The sequence below is a fragment of the Pseudomonas sp. B40(2017) genome, assembly GCF_002112855.1.
Taxonomy (GTDB): domain Bacteria; phylum Pseudomonadota; class Gammaproteobacteria; order Pseudomonadales; family Pseudomonadaceae; genus Aquipseudomonas; species Aquipseudomonas pharyngis.
In genome coordinates this window covers 1-18818 of sequence record NZ_NEIT01000004.1, presented here as the reverse complement: position 1 = coordinate 18818, position 18818 = coordinate 1, and the positions used below count along the sequence as shown (strand labels likewise).

Sequence of the window (18818 nt, the reverse complement as noted above, 5' to 3'; positions counted from 1 at the left end):
GAAAACTCACGACTTATTCAAGGCTTCACCAATGACTGCAATAAATGAATACAAAGGGCAACATTACGAATTGATAAAATCGCGGATCGACGCTGTTTATCTTGATATGCGCTGGCATCGAAACAATGCATTGCGACATGTTCCGCTGCATCGTCATATGTGGATGACCGATTTGCCGGCCAACCATGCCGAACGCCTGGACAGCGCCAACAAGAAGGCCTGGAGCACGCAGAACAAGGTTGACCGGATACTGTGGCGTTTGCAGGACATTCGTGCATTCGCCGAGCCATTGTTGCGGGCAAAGTTGTTTGAGCAATACAAAATCAATGTCGACGTCGAAAACACCTGTTTGCGACTGTATGTCCCCAAGGAAAGCAGTTGGTGGGTGATTCAAGTTTCAAAAGGATATACCGCAAGAACCGTGTCACTCCTCGATGCGGCCCTTCATAACTTCGCCTATGACGAAACATTCGCAAAAGACTCGGCTTTCGTCGTCAAGACCGATCCTGCGCGCGACCTGTTCGATGTATCACCGATCAATAGCCGGATCAGTGTCAGCCAGTTTCAGGCGCTGTGCCGCGAACTGGACATCGGCGCGCAGTACAAGGCCCACCTCGAAACGTTCCTGCTCGAGCGGGACCCGGTCTCTGTTGCCTATCTGAAACTCCAGGTCCAGCGCAGCCAGCAATCGGCGCTCAAGGCTGCCGCGCACATCGCGCTGGCGAAAAACGACATCAGCCGTCAGGGGCACGCACTGGTCCGCGAACTGCTCGAAGGTCGGCAGCAATTGAAGCTCGATCAGCAATCCATGCAGCTCTGCGATCTGGGCATGATGGACCTCACGCTCACCGGGATCCTGATCATCAGGCCCGATCCCGATACACCGCAGCGCTCACAGAAAATGATCGCCTATGTGCCTCACGACCCCGAGCACCCGCTCAAGGAATACCCGTCCATCCCGGATTTCATGAACGAACTGAGCCGGCAACTGCGCGACAACAACGTCCTGCCATCGACCGGCATGAGCTACCGCCAGTTCTTCAGTCAGTTTGTCGATCACGAACAACGTGGACATTTTTTCGCCGACCTCGAGCAACGTCTCACGTACGTCAAGTGGTACCCGAGGGAGCCGGGCGATCCGCGGCCGTCCTGGCGCGAAACTCCGGTGAGCAATCCCCAGTTGCAGTTCAGCGCCCCGCCGATCAACCAGCCGCTGTGGACTCACCTTTACCAGCAACGACTGAACAAGATTCTCAATGACGCCCGGGGCATCGCGGTGCCCACTGCCGACGCGGACAGTCAGGCGCGCTGGGCCTGGTGGGAAAACTTCAAGAAAATCGCTTCGGATATCTTCAATGCAGCGCTGCTGGTGATGACACCTTTCGTACCGTTTCTGGGCGAACTCATGCTCGCCTATACCGCGTACCAGCTTACGAACGAAGCGGTCGAAGGCATGGTGGACCTGGCCGAGGGGCATTTCGCCGAAGTGGGCGAACATGTGCTGGGGGTGGTGACCGACGTCCTGCAACTGGCGGCATTCGGCGCCGGCGTGACGATCGGCAACACCTTTCGCCTGAAGCTGTCACCGCTGATCGAAGGGATGAGGCCCGTGCGCTCGTTCGACGGCAAGACCCGCCTCTGGCACCCGGATCTCACACCCTATGAGCAACCGACACTGGCACCGAACCCGACATCGAAACCCGACACCCTCGGTCTGCACCAGGTCGCGGGCAAAACCGTCCTGCCCCTGGAGGGCAAGCATTACCAGGTGCTGTACGACATCTCCAGCGACCAATATCGAATCCTGCACCCGACGCGCTCACAAGCCTACGCTCCCCAATTGCGCCACAACGGCCTGGGTGCCTGGGTCCACGAAGGCGAACGGCCCCAGGACTGGGAAGGATCAACCCTGATGCGACGGATCGGGCATTCCGTCGATGACTACACGCCCGCCGAGCTGGAAACACTGCGCCGCATCAGCGGCACGCCGGATGACTCATTACGCCGGATGCATGTCGACAACGCCGCTCCGCCACCGCTGCTGGCCGACACCGTCGCCCGTTTCGATACCTGGGATCGAACCCGCGGTGCGAGCCAGCTCGTGCGTCACGGGCAACCCTTGCCCGCCGACTCCTACTGGTTTGAAACCATCGCGGCGAACCTGCCGGGATGGCCGGCGGATAAAGGGCTGAGAGTCTTCGAGCAAGCCGACCTGACCGGCAGCCACCGCCAGTACGGCAACGCCGCAGCGCCCTCCGACAAGATGCTGGACATCAGTCTTGCCGACCTGATGGCTGGCCGGCTGCCGGAGCGTCTGCCCGGTTTTCTGAGTGAATCCGACATGACCGCCGTGCTGGGCAGACATTACCCCCAGGACTTGCAGGTCCAGGCGCTGCGCAATCGGATGGCGCAAGCCGTCGAGGCGCGAACCCCCGAGATTTTCGATTACGAGTACCGACTCAGGAACCGCTCCGGCAATCCGCAGGTGAATCTGCTGCAGCGCCGACTCCCGCAACTGCCATCGGCGGTCGCTCAGCCCCTGCTGAAGCAAGCGACGCCTGCGGAACGACAGCTCATGTCCGAACAGCAGCGCATTCCCCTGCGCCTGAAGAACCTGGCCCGTGAAAGTGCCTTCGAAGCGCGGGCGGCCCGTGCCGTCGAAGGCCTCTACGAACCGGCATTACTGGTGCCCGATACCGAGCGCCTGGCCCTCAATGCCCTGCGACTGCATGTCGACGCTTTCGCCGACTTGCGCATCGAAGTACGCGACGGCACCACTGAAGGACCGCTGCGTTGCCGTGCCGGGGCCGAAGACGCGACCAGCGTGCGAATCCTGGTCAGGGACGAGCATGGTCGCTATGAGGTGCACGATGGCGAGAACAGGCTGCTCCACGGAGCCGACAGTCTCTATGAAGCCGTCCTGTCAGCCCTGCCGGTGACAAAACGCAACGCACTGGGCTATCGCCCGGGGCAAGGGGAAATGTTCAGGCAATGGGTGATGGCCAAGGCGCATACACCCGCCGAGCGCCGGACACTGCTTGCCCGGCCACCCCTGCGGGCGTTCGTGCCCCGGCAGACCGAGCTGCTGGTGCAGGGCAAAGGGCTGTCCAAGGTACGCTGGCCGTTCACCGAGAAAACCGTCGAAACCAAGGTGCAGGAACTCTATCCGCACTTTGACCGGGGCGAGGTGGCTGCCTTCACCCGTTCGTTGCAGGCCAAGGGCGATCCCCACCAGGAAATCGAACGGCTGAAGCTTGAGCGGACAAACCTGAGGAACACCCTGGAGAACTGGCGCCAACGCTATCTGAGCGGATTCGAGCCGGACGACGCCGGCCGCCTGCCCGACGCCTACTGGGAGTTCGAGCGCAAGGGCGGTCGGCTGATCATGGAGCGTCTGGTGGATTGCTTCGACAGGATTGGCGAGGTGTTCGGCGAACGCGGCACCCGTCTGGAGGACGGTTACACCCTGGACCTGTCCTCACAGCTACTGCCGCACAATCTCGAACGCTGGTGGCCACCCTTGCCGGAACTCAAACCGTATCTTGAGCAAATCACGACGCTGAGCCTCGATGCCCAACAGTTCTCGTCCGGGTCAGGGGGTCTGCTCAAGAACTTTCCCAATCTGCAGCAACTCAGTGCCAGGAACTGTGGCTTGCGAAGCCTGCCCGACAACATCGGCAATATGACGCAGCTCAGAACCCTGCGACTCAGTGACAACATGATCGAGCTGACGCCGTCCGCCATCGAGCAGATGCAGAGACTCGAACGCCTGGAAATCCTGCGACTGGACAACAATCCACTGGGCGACCCGCCGCCCGTGCAGCGCATGCCCTGGCTCAAGGTCCTGAACCTGTCCAATACCGATCTCAAGGCCTGGCCGCCGGGGGTGTTCAGCCTTGCCCGACCGAAAGGGTTTTTCCTCGATCTGCGCAGAAACCGGCTGCGTTCCATACCCGACGTCGCCCCAGGCTCGGACAAGGCCCTTCTCATCGCCCGTACCCGGGTCGACCGGGAAAAACTGCCGCCCGACCTTCGCATGACTTACGAACAATACCGAGAGTCCGTGGGGTTGATGCCAGCCGTCAGGTATAGGTCGCCTGCCGCAGATCTGCTGGAGAAATGGACGCCCGACGAAGATGCATCGCTGTACAGCGAATCACCCGGCATCGGTATCCACCGCGCAGAGGATTGGCATGAACTGATTAACGAGCCGGATTCCGAAGGTTTTTTCACGGTCATCCAGGACCTGACCCGTTCCGCCGACTACCGCCAGGGGGGACGCGCTCGCGCACAACTGACCGACCGCGTATGGCGCATGGTGGACGCCATGACGCTCGACCCGATGCTGCGCGAAGAACTGTTGCTCATGTCCACCGAACCGGAGGGCTGTGAGGACGCCGGCGCCCAACTGTTCAACAACATGGGGGTAAAAGTGCTGGCCACGGAAGCCTTGAGCTTCTCCACTACCCTCGCCGAAACCGAAGCCCGACTGGTGACGCTGGCCAAAGGGTCGGCGCGCCTTGAGCAAGTGGGTGAAATTGCCCGTGCCGATATCAAGGCACGTGGGCCGGACAGCAACCCCGATCAGGTCGAGGTGCATCTGGCGTATGAAACCGGGCTGGCCAGGCGTCTGGATCTGCCCTGGCAGTCCGAGGCCATGAGGTTTCGCCCGGTGGCAGGCGTCACTGACGAGGCGATCGACAAAGCCTACGGGAAGATCATTGCAGCCGAAGTCGGCGACGGGCTGGTCAATCAAATGATCGAGCAACCGTTCTGGGACCGTTATCTGCGCCAGACTTACCCGAGCGATTTCGCCCGCAACACCGCGCTGTTTCATGACCGACTGGAACTGTTGTCATTGCGCCGGGAATGGCAACAGGCACCCAGCCAAAGCGAGCAGCAGACCCTGTTGAAAAGCCTGGTGAGACTGGCGGACAAACTGTCCATCCCGCTGGACCAGGTCCTGACGGAGGAGCCATTGACCGATGCCGTCTACGAGAGCCTGCAACGCGACATCGGTTACGAGGAAAAGGGACTGAGCAGACGCCTGACCCGCGAAGCCATGGCCCGGGCCGGGATCTGATCTTCGACCGGTGTACGTGAGGCAAGCGCGCAACACCCTTCGCAACGCCATGCCAGGCCCGGGATCACGCTCCCGGTGCCCTGGCATTGAACAGCAGCATCACGGTGCCGCTGTAATCCCCCGGCCGGAATCCTCCGGTCGGTTTCAACGGTTCTATCTCCAGCAGCACTCGCTTGCCCACCGCCGCCTCCTCCTGTGACAGCACGAGTCGGGAAGGCACTTCAGGCCCGAGCACTACGCCATTGAAAGTGACCTTCAGCCAGATGTCCTCGCTCGACCTGCCGTTCGACAGATGCGCAGGGCTGTCCAGACGTGCCTCTATAGCGCTGGAGTCATGCCGCACATCGAAGTGCTTGCTCAGCGTGCTCAGCGTCTCGCTGCCGGGATTCCAGACCAGGCGCTGGACCCGGTGGATCCAGTCCGGTTCGGCGGGCACGATATAGAACGGCCGACTTGGAATCGTCAGGGACACCTCGAAAACGTGTTCCTCGCGGGCCCCCCATGTCAGGTGACTGGTCAGTGCGGTGATTGCCATCAATGCAAGGACGGCACATTGCTTGTTCATGTTCTTTACCTGGCGCGTCAATGGAAACCGCCGTCAGCGGCTCGTCACCTTCAAGTCTTTTTTGCTGTCGCCTTCGATCAACTTGAAGCGGTACTCGCGGCCCTTCTCCTTGTCGAAGGCAAACGTCTTGCCGGCCAGGATATGGTGCTTGGTGGTCGCGCCGCAGTCGGTTTCGTTACTCAGGGAACAGCTCTTGAACTCATCGACGATGACCACGGTGTTGCCGCTGTTGCGCAGTTCATAGCGATCGCCCGTTTCATTGACGACGGTCTCGAACCGGGCGTCCCTGGGCCGTACGAAAAAGATCGTGCCGAAACCGGTCATCAGGTTGACCCCGGCCGACAACCCCTCCTTGTACGCGTCACGCTCCTGCTCGCTCACCACGAATTCATCCTCCTTTTCAGGCACCACCGGCACGAAACGCACCCGGAAATAGCGCTCGCGATCCCGCTCGCCCATGTACAGCAGGCGTGTGCCCTGCATGCCTTTGATCGGCACGATCAACCGCGCCGGGCTGGCCATGAGGCCATTGCGCGACGCGCCGTCGGTGGCCGTCTCGATCGGGACTTCCTGCGGCTTGCCCTGATCGTCATAGACGATTTCCAGCACGTTGACCTTGACGAAGGCCGTGCTGTCGCCGCTGTTGAATACACGTTTGAGGTAGGTGCTCTTGTCGCCATCCAGATAGTCGTACACCGTGCCGACATTGATCTGCGGCCCGGCCAGTGCGGGTCCGCCAAGCAGGCCGAGCAGTGAAAGCAGAAACAGGCGTGTCATCGTCTTCAACCTTTTGAAAGATGTAAGGGGTTGATCCGGAGGGTCAGACTTCCGAGTCCCAGATAATGGTGATGCGCCCCGTGAGTGTGTCGTTGACGCCGGGTTGCAATAGAAACTCGATGTCCCGCTGAGAAATCGAAAAATGCAGGTTGCCGGGCTTGCGATCCACATAGTGGGTGGGCTGGAAAGGGCCTATCCACAAGTTGTGGGGCAGCGTGCCCGACCAGCCATCGCCACCACCCGGGCCGACGATTCCCCCCGGCACACTGAGCTTGACGGTCGCTTTGGTGGATCGGCCTGTCGGACTGCGCAAATTGCACTCCTCACCACCCAGCGAGTCGCACGTCATCCGGACCTTGAAGCGTGACGACGCCGAGAGGAAATAAGGCTGATCGCGGAAGATTTTGGTCGGCTTGCGGCCGCTGTCGAGCCAGCTCTGCCAGCCCCCGGCCGGTTCAAGGGTGACCTTGTTGCCTCCCGGTGGCAGATCGACCTTCAGGGTGTGTTGTACATCCAGTACGAAATCCAGAGTCAGGTTGCTGTCGTCCGGGTACATCTGCATGCCGAGATCGAAATCACCACCGGGACCAAGGGTGTAGGACAACGAGCCGGTATAGAGCCCCGACGACATGCCCAGCGGATTGGGCGTGCGCAGTTCGTAAGCGAAATCCATCGTTCTGAAAGCCATCCCCGGAATCAGGAAAGCCGTTACCTTGGTACAGCTTGCTTCCACCGGCGTTTTCCAGAAAAACCGATACGTCGAAGGCGTGTAGGAACCCACGCCGCTGTACTGACAGGGCGCCGGCGCGTAAACCCAACTGCTGGTGGTCCAGAGTTTTTGATGACCTTCGAGGATGTCCGATACTCCGACCAGATTGGCGGCCGTATCGCTCAGCACAAAATCGGAGCCGATGCCGATGACCCGCACTTCAACGGTTTCGGTTTCCTGGGTGTCCCGGTTGGTGACTGTCAATTGCCTCCAGTTGGCTGGCACCTTCAGTGAAAGCGGAAAACCGGCTGTCATGAAGCGACTGGAAGTGAAACGAATCGGCAACTCGATACTGAACATCTGGTTGTCGACGCATTGATCCGGCCATACCGCGCAATAACCGCTGTTGGGCGTCTGGTTGATGAATACATTTTTGTTCGGATGCGCAGGATCAGGCTGGAACAAGGCACGGATTTCCTGATTCACCGCCCCTGCCGGCGAGGCGCTCAGCGCCGCCAGCAACCCCAGCCAACACGTCGTTTTTTTCATGGTTTCAACCCGCCTTCTGCTCGGTAGAAGTGACATCGGCCAGGGTGTCCGGGGTGCACCGCAGATCACCGATCATCAACACGTTGTTTTCACTGCGATGGCTGTTCGCATCGAGGCGGAACTGACACAGCAACTGGTTGCCCTGACGCACTTCCAGGGTTGGCGCCCCGGCGTTCATTTCCATCGAGAAGAAGCCATCGACTTCCGTCACCCCCCGGCTCGCGTGGTTGATCACGTGATGGCCCTTGAGCGGCCGGCCCTGGGCATCGACCAACCGACCCAGCACAGTCAGGGTTCTCATCACCCGGACCTTGCGGTACTCCACCCCGCCCTTGTTCATGTGGTAACGGGTTCGTGCCGGCTCAATGGTCGCGGCCGGGGCGTGATTGCCCTGGAAGTCAAAGCTCACCGAACTGTTCTGGTACGCGGTGATCGGGATGAAATTGCGCCCCGGTTTCAACGCCGCACTGCCGCCGCTGTAATCGTCGGCGCGCAGGGCGATGCCATCGATATCCGACTCGACGTCGACGATCATCCCCGCGCCGCGGGTTTCGCTCTGACTGGTCAGGATCATCTGGTCGGCGCCCATGACCAGCGTGCTGTCGAGGTTCAGGCCACCGGTAAAGTTGCCGTTGTAGGAGGAACGCTGCACGAATCCGTCGCCATAAACGACATCCGTGTGGAAACTCGCCAGGCTCGACAGGCCCACGCCATAGGTGTCGCTCAGCGCGGTGACCGACACGTTCTGCAGTACGTGATCCTTGAAGTCCTTGCGCCAGCCCAGGGACGCATTGTTGTCACGCCCGCCTTCACGGGCGGTACGCGAGCCGATGCTGCCGGTGATCTGTTGCCCGGGCGGCCCCAGAGCCAGATTGATACTCAGATCGACCCCGCGATTACGCTCGTCGCCGCTGCTGAAAGTGCCCGGTCGGTCAAACAGCGACAGACGCCAGTTGGCGTCGCTGCCCAACAGCGTCGTGCGCTGGGTCCAGCCAAGATCCACGCCGATGCCTTCGGTGTTGCCATCGCTGTGGGAAACCCGGGCGTTGAGCGAATTGCGGCTGTCGAGTCGATGGTTGAGTGCCAGCGATGAGTTGCTGGTCTGCCCGACGAACACATTGCGCTGGCGAATCCGTGTGCCATCCGGCAGGGTTTCGTAGAGATCGGTGGTGTCGAGCCAGCTGCGGTTATGGCTGACCACCAGACTGCCGGCGCCGTAGTTGTACAGCCCTTGCAGGTCGAGGCCGGTGCCATGGTCCTGGGTTTCATAGATGTTGGCGAACAGGCTGACGCTGTTGGCCAGCGTCCAGTCGATGGACGTGCCGTACTGCAAGGTGTCGCGTATCTGGCGTGCCGACAGGCCGAGAATCATGCGCGGATGCAGCAGATAGTTGATCGAAGCCCCGGCCGTGGGATCGCCGGTGACCTGGTTGTCCCAGTTGCTCAGCAGTTTGCTTTCCTCACCGGCAAACAGGTTGTAGCGCCAGCGGTCATCGAGATTGCGCCAGTTGTTCGGCTTGTAGACCAACTCCTGGGTGGTCGAGGTGATCTGGCCGTCCTCGATCAACCGCACCTCCACGTCATAGATACCGCCCGGCAAGGGACGCGTGTCGAGGGTCTGCAGGCCCGCGGGCACCGACTGGGTGTTGATCAACAAACCGTCACGCAGGATCTCTACCGACGCCTGACGGTTGGCCGTGACGTAAATCGGGTACACGCTGGGCTGAGGCGAATTGATCGCCAGACTGTCGGAGCTGCCATACATCACCCCGACCGTGGTGTCGGGGCTGGCACCGAAGGAACGAGGCTGGCGCATCAGGCCTTCGGAGGCCGGCGTGAAATACCCCAGACGCAGGAAACTGCCCTGCAGTTCGCGCTGGGTGTGCAGCTCATGGACGGCGTGATAAAGCTTGTCGTCCGGGCCGCCGAGGCGGGCCAGCTGCATGTTGAATGTCTGGGTCCAGTTGCCCAGGCTGCCGCTGGCCGCCAGGCCGAAGCGCCCGCCCAGATCCTGATCCTGGCCACCATTGAGGTTGAGCTGGTTACGCACGATCAGGCCGCTGCTGCCCCCCTCGGGTTGCTCATGGAAACGCTTGGCCTCGGTGTCACGTTCGGCATTGGCCGTCACGATCGACACCAGCGAGCTTTCCAGGTTGTAGTGCAGCGCAAGCATCTGCTCGGGGCATCGTCCGCTACAGGCACCCAGCGCGACGCCGGGCTTGAGATAGTCGGCCCAGACGTCCCGCTCGAAGGCGCTGAAACGGCTGTCGCTGGTGTCGGTGAATTCCAGCAGCGTCAGGCGATCGTCACGGGACAGCACCACCATGGCCTCGCCCAGAGGCTGTTGGTCGAGTTCGACCCGTACCGCCAGCGGAACATCAAAAAAGTGCTCTTCAAAATCCGCCGGCAAACCTTTGGCCTGCGCCAATAAACTTCGCGGTGTCGTACCAGAGGCGGCAGGAGCCGCCATGGCTGCGGCACAAAACAGCAACGCAAGTGCAGCCGCGATGGGCGTCATCGGGAACATGAACAGTTACTCTGATTGCAAACAGACAAGAAGTCCGACTGACAGAAACTTCCGTCAGCCGGATTTTGTTACTTCCAGACGTTAGAGCGAGCCGAGTACCGGATCCACGGCATCGAACATCATGGTGACCGCGCCGGTATAATCACCCGGGGTGAAAGTGGAGCCTTTGGCGGTGATGCTGATCGGTGCGCGATAGTTCACATTGGATTCGGTTTCACCGACCACCAGTTGCGGTGTCTGGGTGAGCACGACGTTGTTGAACTTGACCTCCAGATCGATGATGCTCGAGCCGCCCACCAGCTTCGGCACGCCTTCCAGGTAACCATGCACCGAGCCGTTGTTGTTACGAGTGTCGAAGAAGCCGTTGACCGGTTTCATGCTGCCGGTGATCGGGCTGAAGCTCATGTCCTGGTCCTTGTTGACCAGATCCGGATCGACCGGAACCACATAGAAACCATTGGTTGGAACGTGAGCGATCAGGCTGATGGAGTGACGGGCTTCGCCGGCAGCAAACGCCATGGAAGAACCCAGTGCCAGAACAGCCAGTGGAGCAGCGAGTGCGATTTTCTTGAACATCGTTCATTACCCTGTCTTTATAAGATTGAGCATTGAAAGTTCAAACAACGCCGGCCGATATCGACGGTGTGGCTTTGAAGTTTCAACGCCGGGGCATGATCGACTGTTCGCCATTGAATGTAAGCAGGCAACTTCCCACGAACGCGTAGTTAATCACCCCTGCAACTGGAAAGAAAAAAGAACAAAATCTTCAAATATAAAACAATGACTGTAAGTTATAGACTACCGACACTTTTCTCTGAAAAACCATACAGCAATTTCAGCAAGAAGAATGGGGGGCCGAGTGCAAATTAGAACATAAGCTCAACGATTAATAGAGTGATGACTTTAACTTTTTAGTTATGGTCGTATCGATGAGGTTTCCAGACTCACTGCCACGCACCGTTCGTCGCTGGCGTCGTCTTCGGGTCAGAAAATCCTTGCTCGCACGAAAAGATATATCTTAAGTTGTATCTAAATACGACGAGAGAAGACTGAAATGAGAGACCATCATTCCCCCCACCGCGAGCATGGCGACAGCCGTGACGGCTTCGAAAAACGCCACGGCCGCGAGCGCGGCGGTCGCGGCCCACGGGTGTTTGCCCCCGGCGATCTGAAACTGCTGTTGCTGGCGCTGATCGCCGAACAGCCCTGCCATGGCTACGACCTGATCCGCCAGATCGAAACCATGTTCGACGGCGCCTACAGCCCCAGCCCCGGCGTGATCTACCCGACCCTGACCTTTCTTGAAGAAAGCGAAATGATCAGCGGCGATGCCGAGGGCGGGAAAAAACGCTACGCCGTGACCGATGCCGGTCGCCAGTCCCTGAGCGAACAGGCGGTGGCCCTGGACGGCGTGCGCATGCGCATCGACGTCAGCAAGCGCTCGCTGCGCGGCCATGATCGCCCGCCGGAAATCCACGAAGCGGTGCATAACCTGCGCCATGCCCTGCAGATGCACCACGGACGCTGGAGCCCGGAAGAAATCCTGCGGGTGCGCGACCTGCTCAATGACACCGCCAAAGCCATCGTCGACGGCCCCGCCGTTCAATCTGCCCCGGAGAAAGTCGAATGACTGAAGTACAGACCCAAGGCATCCATCGTGTGATGCACGAAATCAAACGTCGCCGCCTGGAAGTGTTGCGCGTCGTCGACCTGACTCCGCGCATGCGCCGCATCACCCTCGGCGGGCCGGAACTGGCCGGCTTCATCAGCCTCGGTACCGACGATCACGTCAAACTGCTGTTCCCGCAGAACGCCGAACAGGCCGCCGCGCTGGAAACCCTGGTGCTCGGCGCCGGCAAGAGCGACGTGCCGATGCCGGAAATGCGCGACTACACCCCGCGCCGCTACGACCTCGACAAGCTAGAGCTGGACATCGATTTTGTCCTGCATGGCGACGGCCCTGCCTCGACCTGGGCGGAACAGGCCAAGCCCGGGCAATTCCTGCACATCGGCGGCCCGCGTGGCTCGATGATCGTGCCGGACATCTTCGACAGCTACCTGCTGATCGGCGACGAAACCGCCCTGCCCGCCATCGCCCGCCGCCTCGAAGGGCTGGCGGCCAATCGCAAGGCGCTGGTGGTCATCGAAGTGGAAAACGGCAAGGAGCAGCAAACGCTGGAAAGCGCGGCGCAGGTCAACGTGATCTGGGTTTTGCGCGAGGGCGGCAAAGACAATCTGCTGACCACCGTCAAACAATTGCAGGTGCCCAAGGGCAATCTGTATGCGTGGGTGGCGACCGAGACCAAGGTTTCGCGGCAGATCCGCCGGGTGCTGCTTGATGAGCACGGACTCGACGAGAAGTTCGTCAAAGCGGTCGGTTACTGGCGCGCAGAAGGCTCCGAAGAAGAGTGATATCCCCACTGTGGGAGCGAGCCTGCTCCGGGCGGCGTTCCGACGAAAGCAATTCGTCAGTCACATTGATGTTGGCTGACACTCCGCATTCGCGAGCAGGCTCGCTCCCACATTGGTCTTAACTTCGTGCGGATTGCCAGCGGTCGATGCCAATCACCAGCAACGCAATCAGCACAAACCCCAGCAGAATCCCCCCGGCATTGATGAACACCTGTGGATAACCCAACAGCGCCACGTCGATGAACGGATACGCGTAAGCCCCCAGCAAATGCCCGCGCAACAGCGCATAGGCGAAGTACACCAGCGGATAAATCAGCCACAGCGGCAGGTGCTTCAGACGCAAGCTGCCCTTCGGCACGCACAACCACCAATAAGCCAGGAACAGCAGCGGCATCACGTCGTGGAGCAATTCGTCAGCGATAAACTGCCAGCCCTGCGGGTGCCACAGATGTCGCAGCAGAATGCTGTAGGCCAGGCCCACCACTGCAATGCTGACGGTAATCCCGCTGCTGACCCAGGGTTGCAGAAACCAGCGCCGCGCGGTGGATTCGCGATCCGTCACCGCACAGGTCAGCACCACCGCCACCAGGGTGTTGGTGATCACGGTGAAGTAGCTGAAGAAACTGACCAGCCCGCCCAGCAGACTGGCGCCGACGCTCAGGCGCGCGAAGAAAATCAGGTACAGCTGAATCCCCAGCCCGGCCCAGCCCAGCACCGCAGCCGAAGTGATCAGGCGTCGCCGCCATACGGCGTTCATCTCAGAGCGGACGCTTGGTGCGCATCAGTTTCACGTACAGCCGCTCGACTTTCTCCCGCGCCCAAGGTGTCTTGCGCAAAAAGGTCAGGCTCGACTTGATGGTCGGATCGCTCTTGAAGCAACGGATGTCGATGCGCTCGGCCAGGCCCGACCATTCGTAGTGGGTCACCAGTGCATTGAGAATCTGTTCGAGGGTCACGCCGTGCAGCGGATCGGGATTGTGGTCGTTCATGCCGGGCCTTTGGGCGAAGTGAAAATACAGAAGCCGCGCACCTTAGCCGAGGGCATGGGCGGGTGGAAGGCCTTGGGTTAAATGTAGGCCAACCGAAGAAGATCGCAGGTCTGCGCCAACGCCCGCAATGCGCTGTATTGCCGCACTGTTACCGAATCCGAAAGGGTTCATGTCTGCAAAAGCCCTTTGTGTTTTTGTAACAGGACATTATCCTGCCGCCCTTCTGCTGAACCGCTTCACTGCCTGCGTCAAATCGTAGCGGCCAGCTTATCCCCCAAAAAGATCAAGAAAGACCCTATTCATGCCCGATTTTCCGTTCTCCCGAGACAGCGCTATCTCCACCCTGCGCCTGATCGGCGGCTGCACCGCCCTTGGCCTCGCCACCTGCACCCAGGCCACTCCGGCCTTCGACAGTGAATCACCGTGGATGCTTGGTGACTGGAACGGCACCCGCAGCGAACTCTCGGCGAAAGGCATCGACTTCAAGCTCGACTACACCGGCGAAATGGGCAGCAACCTGCACGGCGGCTACGACCACGACCGCACCGCGCGCTACAGCGACCAATGGGGCCTCGGCACCCACCTGGACCTGCAAAAGCTGCTGGGCTGGAACGACGCTGAATTCCAGCTGACCGTGACCAAACGCAGCGGCAACAACATCAGCAACGACCGCATCAACGACCCGCGCGTCGGCGGCTTCACCTCGGCCCAGGAAGTCTGGGGCCGTGGCCAGACCACCCGCCTGACGCAGATGTGGTACCAGCAGAAATTCTTCGACCAGAAGCTCGACATCAAGGTTGGCCGCTTCGGCGAAGGCGAAGACTTCAACAGCTTCCCGTGCGACTTCCAGAACCTGGCGTTCTGCGGTTCGCAGGTCGGCAACTGGGTCGGCGGCATCTGGTACAACTGGCCGGTCAGTCAATGGGCGCTGCGCGTCAAATATCACCTGACGCCAGAGCTGTACGCGCAAGTCGGCGCCTACGAGCAGAACCCGTCGAACCTTGATCGCGGCAACGGCTTCAAGCTCAGTGGCAGCGGCACCCAGGGCGCAATCCTGCCGATCGAACTGGTGTGGAAGCCGAAGCTCAACGGCCTGCCGGGCGAATACCGCGCCGGTTACTACTACAGCAACGCCAAGGCCACCGACGCCTATAAAGACAGCAACGGCCAGCCCGCTGCCCTGAGCGGCGAAGCCTATCGCAGCGCTTCGAGCAAACACGGCGTGTGGCTCGGCGTGCAGCAACAGATCACCAGCGTGGCCAGCGACAACTCCCGTGGTCTGAGCGTGTTCGCCAACGGCACGATGCACGACAAGAAGACCAACGCCATCGACAACTACGTCCAGGCCGGCGTGGTCTACAAAGGCCTGTTCGACGCCCGTGCAAAAGATGACATCGGTTTCGCCCTGGCCCGCGTTCACGTCAACCCGGCCTACCGCAAGAACGCCGAGGCGACCAACCAGGCCCGCGCTGTCTACGACTACGACGATCCGTCCTTCCTGCCACCACAGGACACCGAATACAGCGCTGAACTCTATTACGGCGTGCACGTCACCAACTGGCTGACCGTGCGCCCGAACCTGCAATACATCCGCCATCCGGGCGGTGTGGACAAGGTCGACGACGCGCTGATCGGCGGGATCAAGATCCAGTCGTCGTTCTGATCCAGCGCACGCGGCTCAGTCCTGCGAAAGAAATTCGATAGCAAGACAAGTTTTTATCTGAACCATGCCTGCGCCCAATCGTCATCTAAAGTGACTACAGCGCGGGACTACATAAACGTCACGGAGAATCACACTATGAGCACTGAAGGTGCTTCGAGTCGAAGCCGTCTTCTGCCGAACCTGCTCGGCCTTCTGCTTCTGCTGATGGGCCTGGCCATGCTGGCCGGGGGAATCAAGCTGAGTACGCTCGGCGGCTCGCTGTATTACCTGCTGGCCGGTATCGGCATCACGCTGACCGGCATTCTGATGCTGATGCGCCGTCGCGCAGCATTGGGCCTGTACGCCATCGTGCTGTTCGCCAGCACCGTCTGGGCGCTGTGGGAAGTCGGTCTGGACTGGTGGCAACTGGTGCCGCGCCTGGCGCTGTGGTTTGTCCTCGGTTTCGTGATGCTGCTGCCGTGGTTCCGTCGCCCGCTGCTGCTCGCAGGCCCGGCGCCGATGGGCACCGGCGGTTTGACCGTGGCCGTGATTCTGGCCGGCGTCACCGCCCTGGTCAGCCTCTTCACCCACCCGGGCGAAATCTTTGGCGAACTGGGTCGCGACACCGCCGACACCACCAGCACCGCGCCAGCCATGCCTGATGGCGACTGGCAGGCCTATGGCCGCACCGAGTTCGGTGACCGCTACTCGCCACTCAAGCAGATCACCCCGGCCAACGTCGGCAAGCTGCAGGAAGCCTGGCGCATCCAGACCGGCGACCTGCCGACCGCCGATGACCCGGTCGAGTTGACCAACGAAAACACCCCGCTCAAAGCCAACGGCATGCTCTACGCCTGCACCGCCCACAGCAAAGTGCTGGCGCTGGACCCGGACACCGGCAAGGAACTGTGGCGCTTCGACCCGCAGATCAAAAGCCCGGTCGGCTTCAAGGGCTTCGCCCACATGACCTGCCGTGGCGTGTCGTACTACGACGAAGCCGCTTACGCCAAGTCTGAAAACGCAGCCTCCGCTGTCATCTCCGAGGCCGGCAAAGCCGTCGCCCAGGCCTGCCCGCGTCGCCTGTACCTGCCGACTGCCGATGCCCGCCTGATCGCACTGAATGCCGACACCGGCAAGATCTGCGAAGGCTTCGGCACCAACGGTGTGGTTGACCTGACCCAGGGTATCGGCCCGTTCACCGCCGGTGGCTACTACTCCACCTCGCCTGCCGCGATCACCCGTGATCTGGTGATCATGGGCGGCCACGTGACCGACAACGAATCGACCAACGAGCCATCGGGCGTGATCCGCGCGTTCGACGTGCGTGACGGTCGCCTCGTCTGGAACTGGGACAGCGACAAGCCAGACGCCACCGAGCCTTTGGCGCCAGGCGAAACCTACAGCCGCAACTCGGCCAACATGTGGTCGCTGGCCAGCGTCGATGAAAAACTCGGCATGGTCTACCTGCCATTGGGCAACCAGACCCCGGACCAATGGGGCGCCGACCGCACCCCGGGCGCCGAGAAATTCAGCGCCGGCGTCGTGGCTCTGGACCTGGCCACCGGTAAAGTGCGCTGGAACTACCAGTTCACCCACCATGACCTGTGGGACATGGACGTCGGCAGCCAGCCAACCCTGCTGGACATGAAAACCGCCGACGGCATCAAACCTGCGCTGATCGCTCCGACCAAACAGGGCAGCCTGTACGTCCTCGACCGTCGCGACGGCACGCCGATCATCCCGATCAAGGAAATCCCGGTTCCCCAAGGCGCCGTGAAAGGCGACCACACCGCCCCGACCCAGGCCCGTTCGGACCTGAACCTGCTGGCCCCGGAACTGACCGAAAAAGCCATGTGGGGCGCCAGCCCGTTCGATCAGATGCTGTGCCGCATCCAGTTCAAGGAACTGCGCTACGAAGGCCAATACACGCCTCCGTCGGAACAGGGCAGCCTGATCTACCCGGGTAACGTCGGCGTGTTCAACTGGGGCGGCGTCTCGGTCGACCCGGTTCGCCAGATGCTGTTCACCAGCCCGAACTACATGGCCTTCGTCTCGAAAATGGTGCCACGCGAGAAAGTCGCCGCCGGCAGCAAACGCGAGAGCGAAACCGCTGGCGTGCAACCCAACACCGGCGCGCCATACGCGGTGATCATGCACCCGTTCATGTCGCCACTGGGCGTACCGTGCCAGGCTCCGGCCTGGGGCTACGTCGCCGGTATCGACCTGACCACCGGCAAAGTCGTCTGGAAACGCAAAAACGGCACCAGCCGCGACAGCTCGCCAATCCCGATCGGCTTCACCCTGGGCGTGCCAAGCATGGGCGGCTCGATCGTCACCGCCGGCGGCGTCGGCTTCCTCAGCGGCACCCTCGACCAGTACCTGCGCGCCTACGACGTGAACACCGGTAAAGAACTGTGGAAATCGCGTCTGCCTGCCGGCGGCCAAGCGACCCCGATGACCTACACCGGCAAGGACGGCAAGCAATACGTCCTGCTCGTGGTGGGTGGTCACGGCTCGCTGGGCACCAAGATGGGTGACTATGTGATTGCGTACAAACTGCCGGAATAAGCTTTAGCGGCGGTAAAGGAAAGGCGATGCCCTGAGAGGGGTGTCGCCTTTTTTTGTGGGCTGCGTTTTTTTAAACGGGGTGTTTATGTCCTACAGACGGGGTGTTTGCAGGGGATGTTTCTGACATGTCGCGTCGGTTGTGGCTCGGAAATGGGGTGGATAGGCTTTGGGGGTCGCTGAAACATTCAGCGAACGGGCGTCGCAGTCCGTGCAGTTCACTTGGTGCATAATCGCCACCCCAAACTGGAGTGCTTCGGTATTTCTCGTTTGCTTATGGTGGCTGTGCGCGAGATACCTTCGGGTATGCCGGGTTTTCAGGTGGACCGGTCTGCGACCCCGCGCACAGCTACCACCCTCCGTCGCGTCGCAGCGATTCGTGGTAGCTCAAATTGCCACTTGGAGTTCCATCATGAAAAAACCAACACCAAATCCACCCGAAACCAACGACACCTCACCCTACGAATCCGCCGATTCGAAGAAACTACACGAAGCCGCCGAGCGCGCGCTCGACCACCATTTCAATCCCATTCCAAAAAAATGCCCCGGTCGCCGACCGAGCCAGATGTTCCAGATATCGCCAGACATGGACGATGAAAGCCTGTTGGCCCATGCCTGTGAGTCCCTGGCTACAGCAAGCGTCATGGCCAGTGATGTAGCGGCTTTTGTCGATACGCCGCAGCGACATCGGATCCTCGGGATTCAGCAGGTGATCATGCTGGCGGAACTGGCGGTGAATCGGGTGCTGGATAACGTCGAGATCAGTCGATATCCGGCATAAATGCTGATGAGGTCTCTGCGGGAGTCAGGCTTGTGGTGAGTCAGTCATGACGCTGCCCTCACCCTAGCCCTCTCCCGGAGGGAGAGGGGACTGACCGCGTTGTTTGGGAGAGGTACGCCGACGTGAGATACCGAGTCGCACTCAGGTTTTAAAGCCCCCAATCGACTCCCTCCTCTTCGCACCACCACCTTCTCTTTTCTCCCCCCTGCTCTTCACCAC

13 protein-coding genes are annotated in these 18818 nt (G+C 60.6%); 6 read left to right on the top strand and 7 right to left on the bottom strand.

What is annotated here, in order from left to right:
• Positions 1 to 163: 163 nt before the first annotated feature.
• Positions 164 to 5083 (top strand): NEL-type E3 ubiquitin ligase domain-containing protein, encoded by a 4920-nt coding sequence (locus CAF76_RS10805; protein WP_256579604.1) that lies wholly within the window; start codon positions 164 to 166, stop codon positions 5081 to 5083.
• A 64-nt stretch (positions 5084 to 5147) separates the two neighbouring features.
• Here the strand turns inward: CAF76_RS10805 and CAF76_RS10800 are convergent, their stop codons facing one another.
• From CAF76_RS10800 to CAF76_RS10780, 5 genes are all read right to left on the bottom strand, one after another.
• Positions 5148 to 5648, bottom strand: a complete 501-nt coding sequence (locus CAF76_RS10800) for a CS1 type fimbrial major subunit (protein WP_172829505.1) — start codon at positions 5646 to 5648, stop codon at positions 5148 to 5150.
• A 33-nt stretch (positions 5649 to 5681) separates the two neighbouring features.
• Entirely contained in the window at positions 5682 to 6425 is a 744-nt protein-coding gene (locus CAF76_RS10795) for a hypothetical protein (protein WP_064599201.1), read from the bottom strand.
• A 43-nt stretch (positions 6426 to 6468) separates the two neighbouring features.
• A complete protein-coding gene (locus CAF76_RS10790; RefSeq protein ID WP_085647228.1) occupies positions 6469 to 7683 on the bottom strand; it encodes a hypothetical protein in 1215 nt (404 codons plus the stop codon).
• 4 nt (positions 7684 to 7687) lie between these two features.
• A complete protein-coding gene (locus CAF76_RS10785; RefSeq protein WP_085647227.1) occupies positions 7688 to 10210 on the bottom strand; it encodes a CS1-pili formation C-terminal domain-containing protein in 2523 nt (840 codons plus the stop codon).
• 81 nt (positions 10211 to 10291) lie between these two features.
• The gene (locus CAF76_RS10780) at positions 10292 to 10786 is read right to left on the bottom strand and encodes a CS1 type fimbrial major subunit (RefSeq protein ID WP_064599207.1); all 495 of its coding nucleotides are present in this window, start codon (positions 10784 to 10786) and stop codon (positions 10292 to 10294) included.
• A 478-nt stretch (positions 10787 to 11264) separates the two neighbouring features.
• Here CAF76_RS10780 and CAF76_RS10775 point away from each other — a divergent pair, with 478 nt between their 5' ends.
• Positions 11265 to 11840, top strand: coding sequence for a PadR family transcriptional regulator (locus CAF76_RS10775; RefSeq protein ID WP_085647226.1), 576 nt, complete (start codon positions 11265 to 11267; stop codon positions 11838 to 11840).
• A complete protein-coding gene (locus CAF76_RS10770) occupies positions 11837 to 12622 on the top strand; it encodes a siderophore-interacting protein (protein WP_064599209.1) in 786 nt (261 codons plus the stop codon). Before CAF76_RS10775 ends, CAF76_RS10770 begins: the two co-directional genes overlap by 4 nt.
• A 118-nt stretch (positions 12623 to 12740) precedes the next feature.
• On the opposite strand, the gene CAF76_RS10765 is transcribed toward CAF76_RS10770, so the two are convergent.
• A complete protein-coding gene (locus tag CAF76_RS10765; RefSeq protein WP_085647225.1) occupies positions 12741 to 13379 on the bottom strand; it encodes a Pr6Pr family membrane protein in 639 nt (212 codons plus the stop codon).
• Position 13380: 1 nt separating this feature from the next.
• Positions 13381 to 13611 (bottom strand): VF530 family DNA-binding protein, encoded by a 231-nt coding sequence (locus tag CAF76_RS10760; RefSeq protein WP_007956650.1) that lies wholly within the window; start codon positions 13609 to 13611, stop codon positions 13381 to 13383.
• A gap of 301 nt (positions 13612 to 13912) precedes the next feature.
• Between CAF76_RS10760 and CAF76_RS10755 the strand changes: the two genes are divergently transcribed.
• The 3 genes from CAF76_RS10755 to CAF76_RS10745 all read left to right on the top strand — a co-directional run bounded on the left by CAF76_RS10755 (position 13913) and on the right by CAF76_RS10745 (position 18599).
• Positions 13913 to 15274, top strand: a complete 1362-nt coding sequence (locus CAF76_RS10755; RefSeq protein WP_085647224.1) for a carbohydrate porin — start codon at positions 13913 to 13915, stop codon at positions 15272 to 15274.
• A gap of 135 nt (positions 15275 to 15409) precedes the next feature.
• The gene (locus CAF76_RS10750) at positions 15410 to 17821 is read left to right on the top strand and encodes a glucose/quinate/shikimate family membrane-bound PQQ-dependent dehydrogenase (RefSeq protein WP_085647223.1); all 2412 of its coding nucleotides are present in this window, start codon (positions 15410 to 15412) and stop codon (positions 17819 to 17821) included.
• Between the two features lie 409 nt (positions 17822 to 18230).
• Positions 18231 to 18599: a DUF6124 family protein gene (locus tag CAF76_RS10745; RefSeq protein ID WP_085647222.1), complete on the top strand. Its 369-nt coding sequence runs from the start codon at positions 18231 to 18233 to the stop codon at positions 18597 to 18599.
• The last annotated feature ends 219 nt before the right edge of the window (positions 18600 to 18818 follow it).